The sequence below is a fragment of the Bdellovibrio sp. HAGR004 genome, from assembly GCF_055397015.1.
Genome location: NZ_AP029176.1, coordinates 1,956,020 through 1,975,129 on the forward strand (window position 1 = coordinate 1,956,020; position 19,110 = coordinate 1,975,129).

General features: G+C 43.7%; 18 protein-coding genes, 1 tRNA gene and 1 pseudogene. 5 read left to right on the forward strand and 15 right to left on the reverse strand.

Annotation, left to right across the window (positions count from 1 at the left end; all coding sequences use genetic code 11):
• Window positions 1-37: 37 nt before the first annotated feature.
• Entirely contained in the window at window positions 38-745 is a 708-nt protein-coding gene (locus ACZ5ZV_RS09865; RefSeq protein ID WP_464121273.1) for a L,D-transpeptidase family protein, read from the reverse strand.
• Between the two features lie 198 nt (window positions 746-943).
• Complete coding sequence (locus tag ACZ5ZV_RS09870; protein WP_464121274.1) at window positions 944-2,512, reverse strand: hypothetical protein; 1,569 nt, start codon at window positions 2,510-2,512, stop codon at window positions 944-946.
• A gap of 111 nt (window positions 2,513-2,623) precedes the next feature.
• On the opposite strand from ACZ5ZV_RS09870, the gene ACZ5ZV_RS09875 reads away from it, so the two are divergent.
• Both ACZ5ZV_RS09875 and ttcA read left to right on the forward strand, forming a co-directional pair.
• Window positions 2,624-3,688: a mechanosensitive ion channel family protein gene (locus ACZ5ZV_RS09875; RefSeq protein WP_464121275.1), complete on the forward strand. Its 1,065-nt coding sequence runs from the start codon at window positions 2,624-2,626 to the stop codon at window positions 3,686-3,688.
• Window positions 3,663-4,445: a tRNA 2-thiocytidine(32) synthetase TtcA gene (ttcA, locus tag ACZ5ZV_RS09880; RefSeq protein ID WP_464121276.1), complete on the forward strand. Its 783-nt coding sequence runs from the start codon at window positions 3,663-3,665 to the stop codon at window positions 4,443-4,445. Before ACZ5ZV_RS09875 ends, ttcA begins: the two co-directional genes overlap by 26 nt.
• Before the next feature lie 17 nt (window positions 4,446-4,462).
• On the opposite strand, the gene ACZ5ZV_RS09885 is transcribed toward ttcA, so the two are convergent.
• Window positions 4,463-5,074: a glutathione S-transferase family protein gene (locus ACZ5ZV_RS09885; protein WP_464121277.1), complete on the reverse strand. Its 612-nt coding sequence runs from the start codon at window positions 5,072-5,074 to the stop codon at window positions 4,463-4,465.
• 121 nt (window positions 5,075-5,195) lie between these two features.
• On the opposite strand from ACZ5ZV_RS09885, the gene ACZ5ZV_RS09890 reads away from it, so the two are divergent.
• Window positions 5,196-5,271 (forward strand) — tRNA-Val (locus ACZ5ZV_RS09890).
• Between the two features lie 683 nt (window positions 5,272-5,954).
• Here ACZ5ZV_RS09890 and ACZ5ZV_RS09895 read toward each other — a convergent pair.
• The 5 genes and pseudogenes from ACZ5ZV_RS09895 to ACZ5ZV_RS09915 form a co-directional block, all read right to left on the reverse strand.
• Window positions 5,955-7,067: pseudogene (locus ACZ5ZV_RS09895) on the reverse strand (recombinase family protein); the annotation flags it as partial.
• A gap of 621 nt (window positions 7,068-7,688) precedes the next feature.
• Window positions 7,689-8,417, reverse strand: a complete 729-nt coding sequence (locus tag ACZ5ZV_RS09900; RefSeq protein WP_464121278.1) for a hypothetical protein — start codon at window positions 8,415-8,417, stop codon at window positions 7,689-7,691.
• Window positions 8,401-9,666 carry a type IV secretory system conjugative DNA transfer family protein gene (locus ACZ5ZV_RS09905; protein ID WP_464121279.1) on the reverse strand — a complete coding sequence of 422 codons (1,266 nt, stop codon included), beginning with the start codon at window positions 9,664-9,666 and terminating at the stop codon, window positions 8,401-8,403. Before ACZ5ZV_RS09905 ends, ACZ5ZV_RS09900 begins: the two co-directional genes overlap by 17 nt.
• Window positions 9,656-9,928 carry a hypothetical protein gene (locus ACZ5ZV_RS09910; RefSeq protein ID WP_464121280.1) on the reverse strand — a complete coding sequence of 91 codons (273 nt, stop codon included), beginning with the start codon at window positions 9,926-9,928 and terminating at the stop codon, window positions 9,656-9,658. The genes ACZ5ZV_RS09905 and ACZ5ZV_RS09910 overlap by 11 nt, the downstream gene beginning before the upstream one ends.
• Window positions 9,915-10,493: a DUF6166 domain-containing protein gene (locus tag ACZ5ZV_RS09915; RefSeq protein ID WP_464121281.1), complete on the reverse strand. Its 579-nt coding sequence runs from the start codon at window positions 10,491-10,493 to the stop codon at window positions 9,915-9,917. The genes ACZ5ZV_RS09910 and ACZ5ZV_RS09915 overlap by 14 nt, the downstream gene beginning before the upstream one ends.
• A 477-nt stretch (window positions 10,494-10,970) precedes the next feature.
• Here ACZ5ZV_RS09915 and ACZ5ZV_RS09920 point away from each other — a divergent pair, with 477 nt between their 5' ends.
• Window positions 10,971-12,506, forward strand: a complete 1,536-nt coding sequence (locus ACZ5ZV_RS09920; RefSeq protein WP_464121282.1) for a sigma-70 RNA polymerase sigma factor region 4 domain-containing protein — start codon at window positions 10,971-10,973, stop codon at window positions 12,504-12,506.
• A 263-nt stretch (window positions 12,507-12,769) separates the two neighbouring features.
• Here ACZ5ZV_RS09920 and ACZ5ZV_RS09925 read toward each other — a convergent pair whose 3' ends face one another.
• The 3 genes from ACZ5ZV_RS09925 to ACZ5ZV_RS09935 all read right to left on the reverse strand — a co-directional run bounded on the left by ACZ5ZV_RS09925 (window position 12,770) and on the right by ACZ5ZV_RS09935 (window position 14,313).
• Window positions 12,770-13,579: an IS3 family transposase gene (locus ACZ5ZV_RS09925; RefSeq protein WP_464121283.1), complete on the reverse strand. Its 810-nt coding sequence runs from the start codon at window positions 13,577-13,579 to the stop codon at window positions 12,770-12,772.
• A 23-nt stretch (window positions 13,580-13,602) separates the two neighbouring features.
• A complete protein-coding gene (locus ACZ5ZV_RS09930) occupies window positions 13,603-13,869 on the reverse strand; it encodes a transposase (RefSeq protein ID WP_464121284.1) in 267 nt (88 codons plus the stop codon).
• Window positions 13,870-13,977: 108 nt separating this feature from the next.
• Window positions 13,978-14,313 (reverse strand): hypothetical protein, encoded by a 336-nt coding sequence (locus tag ACZ5ZV_RS09935; RefSeq protein WP_464121285.1) that lies wholly within the window; start codon window positions 14,311-14,313, stop codon window positions 13,978-13,980.
• Window positions 14,314-14,797: 484 nt separating this feature from the next.
• On the opposite strand from ACZ5ZV_RS09935, the gene ACZ5ZV_RS09940 reads away from it, so the two are divergent.
• A complete protein-coding gene (locus ACZ5ZV_RS09940; protein WP_464121286.1) occupies window positions 14,798-15,358 on the forward strand; it encodes a hypothetical protein in 561 nt (186 codons plus the stop codon).
• 342 nt (window positions 15,359-15,700) lie between these two features.
• On the opposite strand, the gene ACZ5ZV_RS09945 is transcribed toward ACZ5ZV_RS09940, so the two are convergent.
• The 4 genes from ACZ5ZV_RS09945 to ACZ5ZV_RS09960 form a co-directional block, all read right to left on the reverse strand.
• Window positions 15,701-16,252, reverse strand: a complete 552-nt coding sequence (locus tag ACZ5ZV_RS09945) for an N-acetyltransferase family protein (RefSeq protein WP_464121287.1) — start codon at window positions 16,250-16,252, stop codon at window positions 15,701-15,703.
• Between the two features lie 130 nt (window positions 16,253-16,382).
• Window positions 16,383-16,784 carry a hypothetical protein gene (locus ACZ5ZV_RS09950; protein ID WP_464121288.1) on the reverse strand — a complete coding sequence of 134 codons (402 nt, stop codon included), beginning with the start codon at window positions 16,782-16,784 and terminating at the stop codon, window positions 16,383-16,385.
• Between the two features lie 136 nt (window positions 16,785-16,920).
• Window positions 16,921-17,748 carry an alpha/beta hydrolase gene (locus ACZ5ZV_RS09955; RefSeq protein WP_464121289.1) on the reverse strand — a complete coding sequence of 276 codons (828 nt, stop codon included), beginning with the start codon at window positions 17,746-17,748 and terminating at the stop codon, window positions 16,921-16,923.
• A gap of 3 nt (window positions 17,749-17,751) precedes the next feature.
• The gene (locus ACZ5ZV_RS09960) at window positions 17,752-19,035 is read right to left on the reverse strand and encodes an acetyl-CoA C-acetyltransferase (RefSeq protein ID WP_464121290.1); all 1,284 of its coding nucleotides are present in this window, start codon (window positions 19,033-19,035) and stop codon (window positions 17,752-17,754) included.
• Window positions 19,036-19,110: the final 75 nt, after the last annotated feature.

Genomic DNA, 19,110 nt, shown 5'->3' on the forward strand with positions numbered 1-19,110 from the left:
CTCCGGGGGTCTTGGGTGTGTTTTGAAAATTAAAGTGTTACTGCGCTTTACCCGGGATGCTGATGTTTTTTAGTTCGGGCTCCTGTTTAGCAATGTCTTCAGCCATCTTAAGAGGGTTCGAGGTCGCACCTCGTTCGCGAGCGGGGCAGATTTCCACCTCCGCTTTTACCGGAACCAATGCATACAGCTCTTCGATTTCGGCGTTCGTCACGGCAATACATCCACGTGTCCAGTTGATGATCGGATGAGCCAACCCCACCAGCGTCTGTGAGGTTTCGTCATTCGGAAGACCATGGATCATGATATCTCCACCGGGACTCAGCTCTTGACCAGTCTTTTTGGAAAGCTCTTTGGTTTGAGCCAGGTCCTCTTGATTTGGGTAAGAGATGTGCAGCGCGCGATGGTATTCACTTTGTTTTTTCTTGAAATCAACGATGTATTTTCCTTCAGGGGTCTTATTGTCGCCCTCTTTGAGTTTGTCTCCATACGGAGAACGCCCCAAAGCCACCGGGTAAGCTCTGAGAAGAGTGTCCCCATTAAACAGGTACAGCTTTTTACCCTCTTTTGAAACCACAATACGGTTTCCAGAGATCTTCTTTTTCTGCAGCGAGGCCACAGTTTCGTTGGATAGGTCCACCAAAGCCGAATCTTCACCTATATAATCGATATTTTTGCAGTCGTACTTATTCGCCAGCGCCGTTTGAGTTAATCCCAACAAAGTCGCTATCAAGACCAATCGTTTCATGAAGACCTCACATCCTCGGAAATTATTCCACAGGCTCCAATCAGCAACTTTAAGGCCGCCCCGGGAAAGCGTTTAAATCCAAGGCGACTGTCCAAGACCTCGACAGTCGCCTATTTTGGGCCCCCAGAGCCCCATAAAAAAAGCCCCCATCCACAAGGGAAAGGGGCTTGTAAACCGGAATTATAACAGTTGGATTTATTAGCGACGCAAGGAGGAGCAGCCCTGGATACAAGACTCACGAGCCATCTTCACACGAGGAGCCATGCACTCGGCCGTCCCTTTGTGGCGAACCACTGACAGGGTTCCCAGGTTCGGCGTGTAGGTCTTGTTATTCACCTTCGCAAGACATGCATAGTAAGCGTATTTTTCCATACCTGTCTGCATCTTGGAACTTGTTGGCAGATACACACGAGCATCGAAGAAGTTAATACCCACTCCTCCTTTGCTTGGTGAACTTTGTGCCACGGTGAAATCAAAACCTGAAGATTTCAACTTGGAGCAATCGCTTTCTGTCTTCGCATTGCGAATACCAAAAGGATCTGCACCCGCTTTGTCGATAATCAGAACGTGACCGTACACCGCCACGATGTCCCCCGCCTTCAAAGATGTCGTCGGGCTCACAGAGATCTTATTCAGGCAAGTCAGACCGTTGTTCTGAGGCTCCACGTAAGAACTAGAACCCCAAGCCCAGGAGTCCGATGCTTTCAAAGCGCGGCCCGCCTTCAGGCGCAAGCCTGCTGTTGCCATGGACGTGTAAACGTAACCGGAACAGTCAATCCCCAGAACCTTGGTGCCGTCGCCGTTATTTTTAAACATATCAATAGCTGAATCTGCAGCCGTGGTCCCGTAAGGTTTTCCACCGTAATCATAGATCAAAGGATTGGACTTCACATTAAAGCAGCCTTCGCCATAACTGGTGACATTCTTGATATAGGGATGTGTGTTTTGCACTTGCGACAAGCTGGCAATCTCTCGTTTGCTGCCCACGCCATCCGAATGCTTGCCTGTGATCTTGATTCCTTGCAAGTCCGGCGTTTGCGCGTCCATGTCTGGAAGGCTCACGCTTTGGCACGTTTGATAAGTCGTGGCGAAAGCCCAACGTGCGCCAAAGACTGCCAGGGATTCTCCGGCATTAAGAGCCTGAGCTTTGTGGTAGGCATAATCGCGGTTCACTTCTGCAGGGAGCTCTTCGACCACATTATTGCTCTGATCTTCGCCCCCTTCATCAGGGGTGGAAGGCGCGCCGGAAGAAGCGTTGTCCTGACTGCTGTCACCTGAAGGACAATTCAGGTCGAAAGTTTCAATGGTTTTATTCAAACGGGCAAAGTCCCCACGTACTTTATCCTGCATATAGGAACGGAAAACTGTGGAGCGGTCGCCGACGTCAATAGCCGACAAAAGCATCAAAAGTTGTTCGGGTGTTTCCACACGCTCCCCCTTCGGGGCCTCTTCCAACAAAGACACCACCAACCGTTCAAGATCGGCGTTCAGACGCTCTTGATCTTCTTGGCGCATTTGGGGGTTTTCATCTGCCAGCTTTTGCACTTGATCACGCAAAGCCTGCTTTAAAGCTTCGGCGGATGGCAATTCCTTTTGTGCAATCAGATGCTCCTTCAAACCGTCCCAAAGCTTCATCTCCAGCTTTGAATCCTTACAGGCAATGTCATTTGTGACATTGGAAGCAATATTGTTCATGGCCTCGTACCCTTGTGGAGCGCAGGCCGTCATCATCATCCCTAATAACAGTGTCATTCCGTAGTTTTTCATACGGAACTTATCGGCTGGGTGACTGCGACAGATTACGGTCAGGAAGAATTTTAGACTCGACTAGACTAAAAAATAGTCACTATAATCGAAGTTCACGAGGGACTAAAAAACATGGCAGAAAAGTTTATCAAAATTCAGGCACTTTACGGACTTCTGGAGCTGGAGCCCTTTATCCTTTTGGGCTGCCTTATTGCCATCACCTGGGTGTTTTATAAGTTCTTCCTCAAGGAAGCTTCCGACGAGCGCCATCGCAGTATCCGCAATCACTTCCGCACGTTGCTGCGTCATTACATCATTTTGGCTTTCCTGTTTTTGACTTTCATTTTTCTGCAAACTTCAGAACCCCAACTGGGTCGATTGGGCAAGTTTATGCCCTACATCGCCTTTCTGACGTTCCTCTGGGGCAATATTGTTTTTGTTAAGACCTCCCGTCTGATTGTCCTGCAATACCTGTTTTTGGGATCGATGAAACACGGTGTTCCACTGTTGCTGGTGAACATTTTCTCGCTGATTCTTTCGATCGTATTATTGTTCTGGGGTATCACTCACGTCTTTGGTTTGGAGCTGGGGCCTTTACTGGCAACGTCTGCCGCTGCCTCCGTGATTCTGGGTCTGGCGTTGCAAGACACGCTGGGAAATCTTTTTGCCGGGATCTCTTTACAACTTGATCGCAACTTTGAAATCGGCGACTGGCTGGAAATTACGAGTGGTATTCAGAAAGCCACAGGTCAGGTTCGTGAGATCACCTGGCGCTCCACCACACTGGTGGGTTTTTCCGACGAGTTGATCACCTTCCCGAACCGTTTTATGGCCAATGCTCAGATTTCCAACTTCTCTCCACCGGAGAATCCCATTGTCCGCCGTCAGATCTTCCGCCTGGCCTATGGGGAAAATATTGAGCTGGCCAAGCAGATTCTGGAAAGAACGGTGGCCGGTATTGGTGAAATCCGCGGCATTCCAGCCCCGTGGGCCTATGTCAGTGACGCCAATGAAAACTGGGTGGAACTGAAAATTATCTACTTTATAGATAATTACGGATCTCAGTTCAATATCGGCGACAAGGTCTATGTGCGTGGAATCGAGGCATTGAAGGCTCAGGGCCTGAAATTAGCTCGACAAGTCATTGAGCTATCGGATAAAACAGCGGGCCATGGCAACACAAGCAGTCAACTTTGAACACCCCTTAGCGATTAAAATCCGCAAGCAGATCGCGCAAGCGCTCAACGACTTCAACATGATTGAAGACGGCGACAAAATCATGGTCTGCGTTTCTGGCGGCAAGGACTCCAGCGTTCTCTTGGCTCTTTTAACTGAGATCCAACGACGTTCTGAGCGTAAGTTTCAAATCGAAGCCGGGATTTTGGATCAAAAACAGCCGGGCTTTGATGCCACTCAGTTCAAACTTTGGGTTGAAAGTCTGGGTGTGAAGTTGCACGTCATTGAAAAAGACACCTATTCCATCGTGAAAGAAAAAGTTCAGGGTGGAACCTTCTGTTCTTTATGCTCCCGTCTGCGCCGGGCGATTCTGTATGATTTTGCCCATGACAATGGCTTTACCAAACTGGCCTTGGGCCATCACCGCGATGACGTGGTTCACACTGCTTTGTTGAATTTGTTCTATGTGGGAACAACTGCCAGCATGCCACCAAAACTGAAATCCGATGACGAGCGCAATATTCTGGTGCGCCCGTTGTGTTATGTTTCAGAAAGGGATATTGAAGAACTGGCCGCTGCCTGGGCTTTCCCGGTGATTCCATGCAATTTGTGCGGGTCACAAGATGGCTTAAAACGCCAGCGCGTAAAAAGACTGGTTCGAGACCTCGAAAAAGAGATCCCGAACATTTACGCCTCCATCCAGACAGCGATGTCGAATGTGAAACCCAGCCAGTTGATGGATCAAGAGCTCTGGGATTTCAAAAATCTGAAGACATAATCAGCAAAAAACTTTGCTTATACCATCGCCTTTTTGATGGCCGGCCGCTCTGCCAAACCAGTCGCCCAGGCCTTGATGGCCGCTTTATCCTCGAACCATTTCGGCTGGGCATGAATAAACCCGGCAATCCAAGGATAGGTGGCAATATCGGCGATGGTGTACTCGGGCCCCGCCAGATAGTCGTTATCACTGAGTTGCATTTCCATAACACCCAGAAGTCTTAATGCCTCTTTTTCAAAGCGTTCGATAAAACCCGGATTGTGGGGCTTTAGGGTGTTCAGACCGTAATAGTAATTTCCAAAGATCGGTCCAATCGCCGACATCTGGAACATCACCCACTGCATGGCGTGAGTTTTTTCCGTCAGATCTTTCCCGATAAACTTTCCGTACTTTTCAGCCAGATAGAAAAGGATTGCACCACTTTCAAAAACTGTGGTCTTTCCTTGCGGACCTTCTGTGTCGACAATCGTGGGAATCTTTCCGTTGGGATTCATTGCCAGAAATTCAGGACGCTTTTGTTCAAGGTCCTTCAAATTGATTTTGTGTTCGTTGTACTTAAGCCCCAATTCTTCAAGCATGATTGCGACTTTTCGGCCATTCGGAGTGGGAGCGGTGTAGAATTCGATCATTCGGGTCTCCTTTGCGGACTGAGCCCCAAAGCATAGGCCTATATTCAGGAAAACGGGACCCTTGACCAAGTGCATCTATGATTGCCGCATCCGCACTATTCAGATAGATTTTTTGGATCGTGCGGATATAGCGTAGTTGGTAGCGCGCTTCCTTGACATGGAAGAGGTCACTGGTTCGAGTCCAGTTATTCGCACCACTTGTCAAGCGAGACGAACCCACACGCTTGAAAAAATTTAGTTTCTGACTCTGCTTCCCAAAATTTGAAAATCCATTATTCGGTCCTGCAACGACTGAATGGGTTTCCTTTGTCTTTTTGCTACCTTTAATTTCAATTCCGTTCATTTCTGACTTATCTACCCAGCCTATGCCTTTGACATAAACAAAAAAAGTCGCACCCAAGGTTTGACCCTTGAGTGCGTTTTCATAGTGAGCCTGGCCCACGTGGAAATGAATTTCAAAACCATCCTTTTGGATTTCGATTTTATGAACTATAAGTTTTATAATATCTGACCTCATCTTGGGGTCATTTTCTCCTTTCTTGATTAAATTCTCTAATCCGCTTTTAAAAATTTCGTGCGTTTCAAACTTGAGCGGCATTTGAACCTCGACTTTTTCCTTAGCCATTTTGGACTTTTCAACAAACCCACTCTTTTTCGATTGAAGGTCTTTCATTTGATCAACTATAGGCTTAATGTCCATGTCCTCGGGTAATCTGCTAATCCGCTCAGCCAAAACTGCAATCTGCCTCTCTAATGCGCCAATCTTAAGAGCCAGTTCTTTTGAATCATCAACTACAGAAGTTTTTTCAGAAATTGCTTTGGCTCGAGCTAGTAAGTTTTCTGTAAAAGATCGATCTAAAACAAATTTCTTAACCTCGGCCCAAACCGCGATTTCTAGTTTTTCCGCTGGCACCCGTCGAGGCGAGTGTTTTAAAAGTTTTTCTTCTAACACGGCTTCGTTCTTTTTAGTTGCCAGATGTTCATAATAGCCGAATTTTTTCCCCGTATGACTTGTGGCGCTGGCTCCGGACATGCGCTCGCCGCATTCCTTGCAAAACGTGATTCCAGAGAGCAAATAAGGATATTTATTGTCATGAGTTTTTCGACGACTACAATTTTCCTTTAATAGCTTTTGCACCTTTTCAAAAATACCTTTGTCCACGATCGGCTGCCAAACTGCTCTAGTTTCCTCAGTTCCAGTTTTCGTAGAGTAGACCCGAATTCCTATATACGCTTTGTTGCCTAAAATTCTATACACATTTTCTAATCTTAAATACTTTGCTCTGGGATTTCCGGCGCCGCGAATTTCTCTAGGCAACTGTATTTTATTTGATGTTAGCCACTTGCAAGTAGCGGCAAGCGTTTTTTCCTTTAAGTAAGTATTGAAAATTAGATTCACAAGGTTTGCTTCTTCGGGCTCGATAACAAGTGTTCCTGATTTATCAGGTCCAGCCCTGTACCCAAGCGGAATACTACCACCATTATAAAGTCCACGTTTTGCCCGCGCTAGAAACGAATTTGAAACTCGCTCAGCCGTTTGCTTTCGCTCAAACTCAGCAATCGAGGCCATCAAATTTAAAACCATACTTCCAGCAGCTCCCGAGGTGTCAAAATTTTCGCGAATCGACATGAACTTACATTCATGCTCTTTTAAAAACTCTTGCAGCAGGGCAAAGTCTTTGGTTGACCTAGAAAACCGCGATAGCTCGGTCACAAGTACTAGATCAATTTCGTGATTTTCAATAGCACGAAGCATTTTTTGAAATGCTGGACGTTTCATATCCTTTGCCGACACCCCAGGGTCTGAAAAGACACTGACGATTTCCCCAAACGGTTCGACTAAGTTTTTTAGATTAACGTATTCCCGAAGCCTTAGCTCCTGGTTTTTTATGGACCCCTCGGGATTTTCCGCCTGCTCTTCGGTGCTGACTCGAGTGTAAATGGCAATTCGAAATATCTTTGCCGAATTTAATTTTGATTGTCGTTTTCTCATCTTCGATAACTCCTTTTAGGTTTAACTAACTCGGAGCTATGTATTTTCGCAGGTTCTAAAACATTTGGGACCGGATAACTTTGTTTTATCAACAATTCCCAAAGTTCAGCAAGCACATTAGAATAATCTTGATCATCTAACGCGTGGAGTTTGCACTCGATCAAACGGCATACCCACTGGGATTTCTTTTTTGACATAATACTCCCTTAATTTTTGGTTTAAGGATTTTTTTATAGATGTGACTGAATGATTTTATATAAGTAGTACCTTTCATTTTTAGTTGATTTCGTTTAATTATGCTGTCCATTTCTTTTGTTTCCGTCTTTCGTTCTTTCTTTTTTATTTCCTTTAATTATTATTTTATTATCTTCTTCTTATCTACCTGATTTTTTACTCCCTCCTGCTTTGCGCTTTGCTGACCACTTCCCATCGCAGATACTTGTATCGTAGAGGGGGAGTGGTCAGCAAATTTAAGCAAAGCCCTCCCCGGATAAAAAATCAGGTAGACGGCTGTTGATTCAACCACTTAGCCTTTTTTAAGCACCAAACTCGCAATCAAACATAGTGCTTGGGTTTTTGTTTGACCTAGTTGAGCTGTATTTCTTAAAGGCATAGATCGTTTCACCGGGACATTATCTCATCTAGACTCATGAATTCAAAAAACCCGGTGCTAAGTTTATGTCCCGCCGGTACTTCAAAGCCTTCAATCACTGACATTATTTTTCTATCAATTTGTACATTTGGCGTGATGTAGATTACTTTCTCAATCCCGGGAGACATCCTAAACTCGGTAATGATTTGACTGTAACGCTGATTGCTTTTGCCGTGAAGCTCTAGTTCTATGGCAACAACCTTCGGTTGATTTTTAATTAACAAGACAGCATCAGGGATTTTACGTAAATCCTTTGGACTTAGATTTTTTCCGTTAATCCACTGACAGCTCGGGTACCGGCTAACTAGTTTATCTTTAATGTCATTAAGTATCAGATCGTGATCCAAACTCGGAACATTTAAAATACTTGGGCGTTCGTTGAAAACTACAGATGGGTGCATCCGTTGTAAAATCCTGATCGATTTTAGCGATACCTGAAATACAACTCCGATTTCACGATCACCACGCCAGGATTTAATTCTTGGCACCTTAGTCCGTGTAATGTACTCGTTTTCCTCTAGCAGCCTTAGCCGATTCATAACAGTCGCATGGCTTCGGCCAGCGAAAAACTTCTCATGGATTTGATAAAAACTGCTTACAACGTTTTCATAAAGATCTAATAGTAATTTTAAATCCCTGTCAGTAAGGACAACATGTTTGGCCGTTTTTGAAACATTTTGGCTACGCTCTTCGATCAAATTGCACCTCCTCTACAAGCGGATAGCCATCAACTAGCAGGCTAATAACACCAACGCCGTTGGAATAATTTTTAAGTCTATTTGGATGGATCTTATACTGCTCTACTTCACGAAGTGACATCTCGCCGCTGGTTTCAACATCTCCCCAGGTGCTTTTTGTGGCCCTCTCGGTGGATTTTTGCCTAGTCCTTGTCCCAATGTGACGTGCTAAATAGTCGGCCGTATCTGGATCATTTAAACCAAGTAGAATCTTAATATTGGTATTTACATTTATCGTTTTGGCAAAACTCGCTGAGACATTTTCCAAATCCCCTAATGACTGATGCGATAAATGAAGGGCAATATTTTTCGATCTAGCTTTATTTAGGAACTGCTCAAATCCGTCAAACACAAAAGCAGAAAATTCATCGATCATCACTGGGCAAAAATTTGATCCGGCTTTTCGTTTTGATGTGATCCAGGCTAAAAGCTGCAACACCATTTTCCCAAAAACTTTGGCCGTTTTTTGAAACTGCAATGTATTTAGCAAAATCACGCAGGCTTTATATTGTGACGACTCTGGTGCATTGATTAGTTTTTCAAGATCAATTTCATTAGCTTTGTCGTGGCTGAAGAACTGCTCGCGAAGTTCAGAATCACAAAATGGCTTTAATTGAGAAATAATTCCTGATAGCCTTTCTTCTCTTGTGTCCTTGTTCATTTGACACAGCTTTGTTACATCAAACATTAAATCCTGTGGAAAACTCCGTTCGTCTTTGACCAATTCCAGGATTTTATGTGGATAACTTAAGTAATCACAAAGTACCGGAATACTAGCCTCATAGCCGCAGGCTTTTAGCGTTTGGATAATAAGCAGCACAACTGAGTGCTGAATGGATTTAAAATATTCACTTTCAAATTCAAGCGAGCTAATCAGCCGATCGGCCACCTCGGTGGCGCTGCCGCCAATAAGTGGGTTTAGACTCATTACATGGTCAGATAAATTAAACACCGCGATTTTTGAAAATTCTAACGTCGATAGATTTTCTTTAAGCTTCAATAGAATTTCCTCATCACCTTTGCCATCTAATAAAATCGGAGTATTGTTTGATCTTAAATCCCTTGTAAACCAAGGCAGCACTACGGACGCGGTTTTACCGCGTCCCGTAGCTCCAATGACTTGCACATGTCCTGTTCGCATTTTATTAGATAGATAAATCGGGGATTTATCGGCCAGTGTATAGCCAACATAAATAGAACTATTCGTCATATTTTTCCTTTCGTTTCATTTTTTCTAAGGCCATTTGACGCTCATACATTTCCGGGTGTTTCATTCTTAGTTTCCAGTTTAAAAATGATTTCGCTCCCCAAATGATTGCAGCTAGCGCCAAGCTTAAAATAAACCAATGCGCTTTAGCCCAGGATTCGATTTTGTCGATATTCTTAGCCACGCCCCAAATAAAGAAGCAGATCAATAAAATAACGATTGATTGCGTACTGACCTCATCGCGTTTTTGATTATTGTCTGACATATTTTCTCCCATTTGTTTTTACTTCGGTCGCCATTTTAGATCGAAGCCGTGGCATATTGTCGTCATCATAGTAGCAGTTTTCATCGCATGGCTCGGGTCTATAGGTCGTATTGTGGCGAGGTTTCTGGCTGCGATGAGTTTTAACCCACTCTAAAAGCATGCCAGCATTTACTAGAACATCTTGGTCTAGTGGTAAATGTTGAACGATGTCTTCAAGAAGATCTTGGTAGTACGTGTGGGCAAACGCTAAATCGTTGTTTGAAAAGTGAAGTGCTAAATTTAAAGCTAAATCACTGGGGCCAGTTCCGAGGTAACCCCAATTATAGCCATAGGAAACGGCAAATCGTTTTGGCAGATTTGATGTTTTTAGTTGTTTATCATTTTGGCTTAGGATCACGTCCTTAAATTCACCGGTTTCAAGAAGCACGTAAGAATTCTTTTTTTCTTTTTGTTCAAGAAATCTAAAGTATTGATTAAAATCGCTATTCAAATTATTTCCTTTTTTTGTTGTGTTTGATTCATTTATTTTTTGTTCGTCCGTGTTCGTCGCATTTAAAGGTTGCATATAAAAACTCCTTTGAAAGTTTTAGTGGTATGTCCGAATTATTGATTTAAATTCGGATTCGATACTGGTTTAGTCGTAGTGACTTAGTGTTGGAATTGGGCCTTAGGGTTGCAAGCAGCCTGGTAGGGACAAAGCTCGCGCAAGCATGTTTGTTTGATTATTTTTTTTGAGACTGGTTTTGAAATTTTTCTTGAATTGTTTTTTAGATGTGATAGGGTGATTTTAAGTTTTCTGTTGCAAGAAGCAAATTTCACGTTATCTTTCCTTATACAAAATAGAAAAAAATTAAATACCAAGTCAGTTTAAATTCTCCTCCTTTCTCTAAAAGAAGGTGCGACTTTTGGGGGTAATTTTGTGCCATTCTTTGGCTTAACTTCTTGAATTGAATACAAAACAATTTTTTTCACCCCCTCTTACGACAAAGTTCGATTATACTTCAAAGCGGTCTAATGCATTTTTTCTTCAAGGGGGGATTAGGTGCCGCAGGCTTTATCAAGCGAAGAAATAGATAGTCTTATAGCTTTAGCCGATAAAACGCTTTTTGTTTTAGACACGCGTCCTCACTATGTATTAATTGCACGATGGAACACTGTTATAAATCGGTATACGCCGCATTTGATTAGCGCGACAGGTTTTATTAGGGACCCAAAAGCTATCCTTTTAAAGTCGGACTATCAGCCCAAATTAAGAACTGAATTGAATTCTAGAGATATTCCTGGTCCAGAGAAGGAGCCAGAGGATAACATCGTTACTGGCTCTGTAGATCCCGTTACCGGCCGGCTGCGAATAGTAATCGACTTCGAAAATCGAAATAAGCCTGTTAAATCCGCTCCCTTTAAAAAATGGCTCGATCATAAAAATATGAAGCCATATTCGTTTCCTCAGGATCTTGATTCGATTTATGGCTGGTCCAATGATAAAGAATCCGCCCTTGTGCAGAGCTTAAAAAACGATGGACTCTATGTCGATGAAGCCGAGCCTATAAAACCAAAGCTATCTGCATTTAAAGAGGGGCAAAAACCTGAAATTAAGAAATACTGGATTGATATTTTAAATTCGACTCGCGATGAGCTTAAGTTAAAATATTCACTAACTGAAATCGATATAGAGCTAAATCATGCGCTAGGCCAGCAATTTGAATTTGATAATTTATATTCCATAAAGCCGCTTCATGAAATGCTTTGTGAAAATCCATCTGATATCAAGCAATCCCTGTTGCAGGATTTATATTTCTCCGGGGCGCTGAAAGACTTTTCGTTTAAAATGAAAGCGACAGCATTTCTATTAGCCAAAGGCTTTCGAAATGCTGAAGAAGCCGTATTTATTTTTCGACATCAATGTTTGGGGCTGAGAAGATTTTATCCGCAAATTGCTGTTTTGTTTGCTGGTATTTACACTGAGAATGATTTTTATATTTATCAGTCCGTGCTTGAAGGCCTTTTGACGAAACTACTTATTTTAAGTTTTTCAGATCGAAATGAGTTCAAACATTTGGTCAAACAAAATTCGATCTGGCCGCGAGTGAAAAGAATAAGAGAGGAATTCACTCAAAAACAAACCGAAATTGTTCAGTTGCTTTATATAAATAGACCAATCTATACATATGATGAAGCTGCAAAGGAATTGGGAATTTCTATAGACTCGGTTCGTGACCGCGAAGAAGGCGTTATAAATAAAATGAAAAAGGAATTCATAGAATTTAAGAACTGTTTTCCTTATAAAGACTACCATAAAAATAACCAGAGAATTTGGTCCTATATAGGTTGTCGGCATAATCCAACAGCCGACAAGATCCACCCATGCTATCGAGTGCGAATTCAAAATGATTGTGAAGTAAAAGAATCCATCACCCACGGTGAATTGATTGCAGAAAAATTAAATCGTAATCTTGGTCTGACGCTAAAAACGAAAAAACCGGCAATTGCAAAAACGGAATCGTGCGACGAAGAAATTGATATCCTTGGTCGGAAAGGCGAGCCTTTAAATACTGCTATCGATATTTCACCAAATTGAAGTGGATGTTTCATTTTTTATTTCAGGAAAAAAATGCTCCGCTTTAGTAAACGGAGCATTTTGGAATTCACACCGCCTTGATAACTAGGGGTTTATATACTTATGCTGCTGCCGTTATTATTCGGATTGGGATTTCGCTATCGTCGAAAGAGATAATGACTTGCGACCAGTTGAAAACTAAGAGCGACACGGTTATTAATTTTTTCGCTATTTAAAATGACCTTCCCCCATCAACGCGAGAAGTCTGTAATTCCATTTTTTAGTTAACTTATTAAATTCATTTCATATTCTTTTACAAACTCGTTCGGAGTTTTCATCCGAAGCGAACTGTGTGGCCGGTTTTCATTGTAATCTTTTCTCCATTTTTCAATTTCAAACCGTGCTTCTTCAAGATTCATGAACCAGTGTTGATTCAAACACTCGTCTCTAAATTTTCCATTAAACGATTCAATGTAGGCATTCTGCACAGGCTTGCCTGGTTGAATAAACTTTAGATCCACTTTGTTCTGATACGCCCAAATATCTAAGTTCTGACTTATGAACTCTGGACCGTTATCGCAAACAATCATCTTAGGAAGCCCCCTGGTTAATTTCAATTTTTCAAAAATGGACACAATCTTTTCAGAACGAATCGATCTGTCGGGATGGATCACAATATTTTCTCTTGTAAAATCATCTACAATCGCAAAACAGCGAAATCTTCTTTGATCAAAAAGAGTTTCACTGACAAAATCCATCGACCAAATGTGATTTGGTTTTTGAGGCTCCGGTAAAACCAAGCGCAAATGTCCTCGAAGTTTTTTCTTTTGGCGCTTTCTTATTGATAATCCCATTTCTGAATACAATCTCTCTACTCGCTTATAGTTGTCGGTGAAGCCATTTCTGCGAACGACTTCATAGATACGCGGACAGCCCCATCTAATGCGAAACTGAGCTATCTCTAAAATCTTTTCCTTCAACCTGGCATCATTGCGTGATGAAGTTTTTTTGTAGTAGTATGTTGATGATCTTAGCCCAACAAGTCGATATGCCCGATGTGGTGTAAAGCTCTTGGCTTGAATCAAAAACTTCACAACTTCGCGCTTGGCCTGTGGGCCTACCACTTTTTTGCGTTTATCTCTTTCAATGCATCGATATCAATGGCCATGTTGGCGATCATTTTCTTTAGACGCGCATTCTCGTCTTCGAGTTGCTTTACTCGCTTAATGTCTTGTGAGGGCATGCCTTTAAATTTTTTGCGCCACTTGCTGATAGTGACCTCCGAAACTCCAAATTTTCGAGCAACTTCGCTCTGCTTGGACTTCTCGCATTCCTTTAAAATTTGGTCCATTTGTTCGGCCGAATATCTGATTCCTCTTGGCATTTTTACTCCGATTCTTTGGGCTTTTAACCCAGTTAGTCGGAATTAGCAAACTCTCCAGTTTTTTGGGGGAAGGTCAAAAATTAAAAGAATAATCAGAAATTCAAACTGCTATTGAGATTGTCTGATGAAAAAACCTTGATCTGGAGAAACCAAGCCATCTGATATCCTCATGTAGCAGCCCTTACCGTCCAATTTTGCCTGATATATCGCTGCTCGACACTGTCGCATCAGCTCTTCTTGCTTTGCTCCAGTAAATCTGTCTGAAAAAATCAACTCTTTTTTGTTATCTTTGCCTACAACATATACCCTGAAGGTCCCATGTGCATAATTATCATCACAGGCTATTTTGGTTGGATCCGGAAAATGTATCCATTCCTCTGCTGCATGTAAATTTAAAGATGTGACAATTGAAGCCGCCAATAACAAAGATGAAAATTTAAACATATTTCCTCCTAGAGTTCTTTTTTACCTGCAAAGGTATGCCATAGAATTAGAGTCTCATTTTCGAATCTATCACCTACAAAGAGACCGTTGATTTCGTTTTCGCTTGTTATCTCTGGCGGTTACGATGTCCAAAGTGTTGACACAAAATCTGCCATAAATAGGAACGGATTTGGTTGTCTGCGGTAAAGTTCGATCTGAGCTATTTGGGGCGGCGTAATAAATGGACGAGGCATGCTTTGGTCGTAGTTCTCTGTTTTGTTCCTGTTTGTTGGAGTAGTTCGGAAATACAGGCCTTTTTGATTTTCCCTTAACAAGACTGACTGATTCGTAATGAGCTATTTCTGATTCAGCGGGGCAAACATGGCAAAAACGCATATATTCGATCTGGCAAAATGCTTGCAGAAATTGACTAGGACTCGCCACGATTACATTCCCTTAGTGACCGTTCAAACAGATCTTGATAAAATTTTCGTGGAGGTACGATATGAAGAATTTAATTTTAGCGAATATATTGTTTTTCGCTTTGGCACCCTTGCAGTCGATAGCCGGTTCTACTTGGGCAAATTGTCCAGGCGACTACGGAACTTCTGTTCAGGAAGTTTTTTGGAAATCTGATGTGGATGGTGGTAGCGGCCCTGATTACCACCTGAAATCAGGGCAAACTTTGAGCAATGCAGGCTCTGTTTGCCAACCTGGACCAATTCTGAAACCTGAAGAGTGGACACAGCAGCTTAAGACAGATTTGAATCCAGTAAAAACCGTGAAATCATTTAAGGCTGTCAAATCGCCTGAAGAGCTTCAGAAATTTCTGAGAGAATTCGGGGTGAAAATTGATGATGAGGAGCGATTAAATGAAGCTGTTAAAGCATATCTTGCCGGAAAGCAAATTACGAACACCGAACCCAAACCATCAGCGTCCATTTCGAATCCGGCTATACTAGTGGGTAGGTCAAATCAGCAAGCTCTAATTGCTCTGGCAACAAGTGATGGGAAAACTCGATCGGCAGTTTTCTTGGCGCTAAAACACGAATCTTTTGAACAATAAGACTAGCTTAAAAAATAATTTTGTTCACCAACGCTCAGGCAACTGAGCGTTTTTTCATCTTTCTGGAAAACTTATGTTTGGGGTCAATCCCAGTCCAATCAACACGTGACGGATTTCTTTTCGCGGCCCGAAGCCTTTCCTTGATAGCGACCTTTGTTGTGGCGAAATGAAAAGCAATTGAATCAAGACTCCAACGCTCTACCCATCGAAGTCTTGAAAGTTCAGTTAAATTTGAATACATCCGGTCCCATGATATGCTGTAAGTCTGCGAAACTACTAGCCACCCGGGTTCTTGTAGCTTGCCGCAGCCTGCACCATTTCTTTTCTTTGATCTTCTACAAATCAGACTTCCAGATACATCGACAGATTATCCGAAACTTCGCCCGTCGGCAGGATGAAGGCTTTTGGGAATACGCCCGCTCGTTTGAAACCCATGCTTTCATAAAGCTTTAAGGCTGAATGATTGTTCATCATCACATCCAGCTCGATGATTTGGATTTCAGCAAAACGTTTCATGTTTTCCAATAAAACTTCCATCAGCTTTCGGCCCAAACCACAACCGCGAAATTCCGCAAGAATTGAAATCCCCAAGCCTGCGCGGTGTTTTCGTTTGATGTCCTTGTAACTGCGCGCATCGCAAAACCCGACCATCCGGCCTTCATGATAGGCCGCCAAAATAATCGCCGAATCGCTGGCGGCACTTTCTTGAAACCATTTAACCTGACCTTCCACAGGACGTTTACCAAAACTTTCCGGAGTGCCAAGAATATACGGACTTTGTCCTGCCACAATGACCATCATATCCAACGAGGCTTGCGCTTCGTCTTCACGTGGTGTGCGGATTTCAAAATTAAGATTGTTGTTGGACGTGAACAGAACAGGTGATTGGATCATTGAAAAGCCCCTTACTGCTTTCAGCTTACAACAACGACGGCAGCAAGGTCATATCCAATATAATTATCTCTGGCATAAGCGAAGCTCCAGTTCCACAACGGAACTGGGCTTGCCGGTTAGAACAAAAAAACTACTTACAAGACGCCTGGAAAACCACGTTCTGCGCAGCGAACAGAACATCATAACGATCTTCTTGAGCATTATAGTTCATCGTCAGGCGACCCGCGTTCAAATAAGCTCCGCCAAAGACGGCCTCCAGATCGCTCACAGAGACAATCGCCTCCACCTGACCTGCCGCAAGTTTCTTGGACAAAAGCCCCTCAGAAAAATGAGAGTTCACGTAAGTGGTCGAAGTCTCACCATCCATCGCATAAACTATAACGGACAGCTTTTCCTGCTTGTTAGCCAATGATTCGATTTTGATATCCATGTCAGCAATATCACCCATACGACAGATCAGGGTTTTGCTGCCAGCATTTGCAGCCACGGACAATAAACTGGTCGTAACAAGGATCAAGGCTTTTTTTATCATAAAGGTCTCCGTTTTAAGGGTAAAACGGGACCACCATAAACCAACCTCTGGCTGTTTTTCGAATTATTTGATTTTAACGTTAAAAGCCAGTGTAAGAAGTGCCGAAGTGTTTAGAAACTCAACACCGGATCAGCCGTCACTTAGAGATAAATTCCGCAACTTTTTGCGTGACCAGAGGGTCTTTAAGAATGCGACGATGACCCAAACCTTGAGTTGCCAAAAGCTCTGTGCCAGACCAGGCTTCGTGGATTTCCACGGCCGCCTTATAGCGCACTTCCTTGTCTCCTTCGTCATGCACAATCAGCGCGGGGACATCCAGACCATTTCCGATGCGGCCGACATTCATTTCTGAAGCAGGCATGCCGACTTTGACTTCAAGACTGCGGAAGAAATGCTTTTGTGACAACCCACTTAAGCCAATAAATTTAAGATAGTTATTCACCACCAACTCATAATGCGAAGGTCCTGCAACCAGAACCAGTTTTTCAGCCTTCATCCCACGATGAACCGCCAGCACCGAGCAACCCACCCCGAAGGAATGTGCGACAACAGCTTTCAACGGTCCCAGGGTCTTTTGTGCTTCCAGCATAAAGCGAGCATAATCGCCCACATTGGTTCTTAAACCTTCGGAAGCCCCGTGAGCGGGGCCATCGACAGCAACTACGCGGAAGCCCTTTTCAACCAACGGCTGAGCAAAGGCACCCATCTGCGTTCCCCGCCCGCTCCAGCCATGCACCAACAGGACTACGGGATGATCCACGGCTCCCCAGGCATAGGCTGCAATTCCCCCGGGCAACATCATTTTTTCGGATGACTGATAAAACCCCTCTTCAGAAGGAGGACGCGGCACACGGGACGGAGTTAAAAATAAATCTTCCGCCCACAAAGCCGTTTGTCGTGGCAATACCCAGGAAAGATATCGCCACGAGCCGATCCACATTTTCTGCGTCAGGGAGATTTTCATAACTTACGGTCTTTCTACGATTGCCGTCACACCCATACCACCTGCAGTACAAATGGAAATCAAACCACGACCAGAACCTTTTTCTGCCAGCATCTTTGCCAAACTTGCCAGAATTCTTCCGCCGGTGGCTGCAAACGGATGCCCCAAGGCCAGACTTCCGCCTTTCACATTCATTTTGGTGCGATCAATTGAACCTAAAGCTTTTTCTTCACCCAGCTTGCGGCAGTACTCATCAGATTCCCACGCTTTCAGTGTGCAAAGAACCTGACCTGCGAAGGCCTCGTGAATTTCATAGAAATCAAAATCCTGAAGTTTCAGATTGTTTCGACGCAACATACGAGCAACCGCATGCGCTGGCGCCATCAACAGACCTTCTCCGTTCACATAGTCCACCGCAGCATATTCAGCATCCACCAAATAAGCCAGCACCGGAAGATCATGCTTTTTCGCAAAGTCTTCACTGCCCAAAAGAACGGCTGAAGCTCCGTCGGTCAACGGCGTGCTGTTCCCAGCGGTCAAAGTTCCCGTTCCAGAGAAATCAAATGCAGGTTTTAACTTTGCCAGCTTTTCCATTGTCGTGTCAGCACGAACAAAGGTGTCTTTGCCAAGACCTTTAAATTCAAACACCAGATCCTTATAGAATCCCGATTCGTAGGCTTTTGCCGCATTCTGATGACTGTGATAAGCCAGTTCATCCTGGGCCTCACGACTGATCATCCAGTCCTTCACCATCATTTCGCAGTGCTGTCCCATCGACAGTCCTGTGCGCGGCTCCTGCACATTTGGGAAGCGAGGCTTTAAGTAGCTCAATTTTAATTCAGAGAATTTTTTCAGGCGCGCAGGTAAAGATTTTTCCTTCTGCGCTTCCATCATGATCCAGGAAAATTCGTGCGGCAGAACACCGGCGATATCACTGTTGGTGTCTGTACCCCCCGCAATGCCACTTTCGATCTGACCTGCCGCGATTTTCAAGGCAATCTGAGCGGCTGTTTCCAAACCAGTGCCGCAAGCTCGCTGCACATCATATCCCGGAGTGTGCGGGTCCAGTCCGGCTCCTAACAAGGATTCACGGGACAAATTCCAGTCCGAGGCGTTTTTCATCACCGCCCCCAAAGCCACATCGCCCAGGCGGGCTCCGCGAAGGTTGGTCTTATCAACCAAGTTTTTGAGTGTAGCCGTCATTAATTCCCTATTGGACGTGCGGGAATAATTCGTAAAGGACTTTGTAAAGGGTGTGCGAGAGCCTGCCAGAATTGCCACGGGTCGAAGTGTCTTATTGCGGTCCATATTTACCTTTCCTTTTTTCTTGCTACCTACCTACTGATAGGTAGATAATAAAACGAAGTCAACTGCAAAGCAAGG